Genomic DNA, 2714 nt, shown 5'->3' with positions numbered 1-2714 from the left:
CGCAATGCTTGCGCCCCTGGGGCGCAAGCATTGCGCCCCTACACATACCTTCCTTTCATCAGTTGAACGGTTGGATGATTTATATTTTGCAATCCCCTATAGTACCCCCGGACTAGGACAAGAAACCAGGTTCCTTAACAAAAATGTGGATGATTAGCAACAGATTAGGACAGAAATCTGGTTTCTCACCTTTATAGTACCCCCGGACTAGGGATCTATTCCTCAACTCCTCCATCGAACTCAGTCTGTCTTCAACTAGAGATATTCTACGGACAACGCTGTCCGTAAACCCAACCAATGAATTAGCCCCTCACTGGACAGCGCTTCCTTCAACCTCATCGAATATCAGAAACCCGTTTTTAAAGCGCTTTTTTTGTTGGTTTCAAAGGCAGAGATTTCCGGGTGCTGTGCTGGAATAACAATTTTACTAACTGCTTCTTAAAAAGTCTGTATTTTCTATGTAAGATTACGGAAATAAAATAACTGTTTCTTAAAAAGGAAGCATTGTGTTTGTGTAAAATTACGGAAATCATCAGCGCTTCATTCATCTTGTTCAGATTTTTTTGAAAAAATCCCGAAAATAGGAGATGAGCTATTGACAGGGAAAACAGTGGCTCATATAATAATTATTTAGAAAGAGATAATTAAAAATTAGCTAAAAAATTAATAGTTTAAACCAGTCCATCAATCTCTGGAGTGGTTATTATTGCTGACTTTTCCATGATTTTTAGCTGATATCCAGGCCAGTTTGAACCCTTATCTGAATCTAGGGTTAGCCCTCGTCCAACCAAAGCCTTGCTGAACCCCAATTTCAGGGAGGTTATCGATAAAACCTGCATCTATTACTGAGGAATTGGTGACTCATGTTTAACTTATTTTCTGGTTTCAAAAAACGTTCCGAAGCGACTGGATTCAAACCGCAATCTAAACGGTATCAAGGTCCAGCAATGCGTCTGGAGACGATGAGAACCCCCACCGGAATAGTGCTTGATGACATCGAAAGCACAGAGGAGTCAGAATTCATTGAGGAACAGGATTTAGACTGGGATGTAACAGAAGAGGACGGCGAGGGTGCAGAGGAATTCTCTGGAGAGGAGTCCGATGGGGATGATGTAGAGGTTGTTGGAGAAGGCAGTACAGAAACAACCTTTGGGGATGAAGAGTTAGAGGAACTGCCATTTTTTGATTTAGAGGGGGAAGAGGCGATCGCCGACGGACCCAGTAGCGACAGTGAGATTGATGCTGTAACCGATATTACCGACAACTCGGATCCCACCCCTGAAGAGGTAGAGGATGTAGAGTTTATTGAAACTGACGGCGAAAGTGACGAGAATACCGGGGATGAAACGGCGATCGACCCCGAGGAAGAGGTCCTCAGCGAGACGGAAGAGGTAGAAGCAGAGGAAGAGTTTGAAACTGCTGCAACGGACGAAACTGAAATCGGGGAAGAGGATTTAGACCCGGCAACGAATGAAATTGAGACATCGGAAGAAACGGGGAATGACGAACTAGAGACAGTTGACAGTCAAACCGACGAAACCGATGCTGAGGATACCGAAACTGCCGAACCCGAGAACCTTGCCGAGGAAGAGAGTGAATCAGACGGCATTGCTGAAACCGAGAATAACAGCAGTAACGAAGAAATAGAAGAAACCGACGAACTCCTCGAAGAAACCGATACCGAAGAGAGTGAATTAGTCGCCGATGCCGACTTGAGCAATCTGCAACCGAAATTTGAGTCTGGTACCTTCACAGTTGGAAAAACCGGCAAAGTCGAAGTAGATTTGCTTTTTGATGGCGGTGCATATAAAGGACAAATTTCCATTGTCAGTTTATCGGGAATGGAAGGACTGGACCCCAGTTCAAGAGAGTTTGTTTTAGAAGCTATTTCTCGCGCTGCCAGTAATTCTGAACGGGGTTATATGGTCATTGATGACAACATCGAAGGCGCAAGATTTAGTGGACGCTTAGGGGAACACAATTATAATTCTGGGGAGTATCAAGGGGTAAAAACCTTTATGATGCGACCGGGAGATGAATTTTTCCTGATGTTAGTCCCCAATGGAACCGTACAGCAGGTGTTAGATAATCCCAATGCTGGCGGTGCATTGCGTCCATTATTTTCCCTAGCAACAGCCAATCCGAATGATGGCTATCACTTCGGACAAATTGCCGATATTACGGGAGATGGCAGTGCCTTTGCTTGGGAAGATATTCGAGTTGATGGAGGGAGCGATAAAGACTATAACGACATCGTTTTACAATTCCGAGGAGCCACAGGCAAAGCTGCCTTAATGGATGATATGGTCGCCGCAGGTAAAGATTGGCGCGGCACAGAATTGGGTCAGGAGTTGATTGAATATGTCACCTCGCAACAATTAGAAGAACCTATTTCTGAACAACCGGAAATTCCTGAAGAACCTATTTCTGAACAACCGGAAATTCCTGAAGAACCTGTAGTCGAAGAACCGGAAATTCCGGAAGAACCTGTTGCTGAACAGCCCTCAGAACCAGTTACTGAACAGCCCTCAGAACCAGTTGCTGAACAGCCCTCAGAACCAGAAACTCCTTCTGACCCGGAAGAACCTGTTGCTGAACAGCCCTCAGAACCAGAAACTCCCTCTGACCCGGAAGAACCTGTTGCTGAACAGCCGGAAGAACCTGTTGCCGAACAACCATCTGAACCTGTTGCCGAACAACCATCTGAACCTGTT

1 protein-coding gene is annotated in these 2714 nt (G+C 45.1%); it reads left to right on the top strand.

The genetic code is table 11. The features are described from left to right. Nucleotides 1–863: 863 nt before the first annotated feature. The coding region (locus tag NG833_RS29805; protein ID WP_254568887.1) for a DUF4114 domain-containing protein at nt 864–2714 on the top strand (1851 nt) is incomplete at its 3' end.

The organism is Oscillatoria sp. HE19RPO (assembly GCF_024220515.1).
Lineage (GTDB): Bacteria > Cyanobacteriota > Cyanobacteriia > Cyanobacteriales > Laspinemataceae > Laspinema.
Note: the sequence above shows the minus strand (reverse complement) of the source record. Positions and strands in the feature narration are given on the sequence as shown.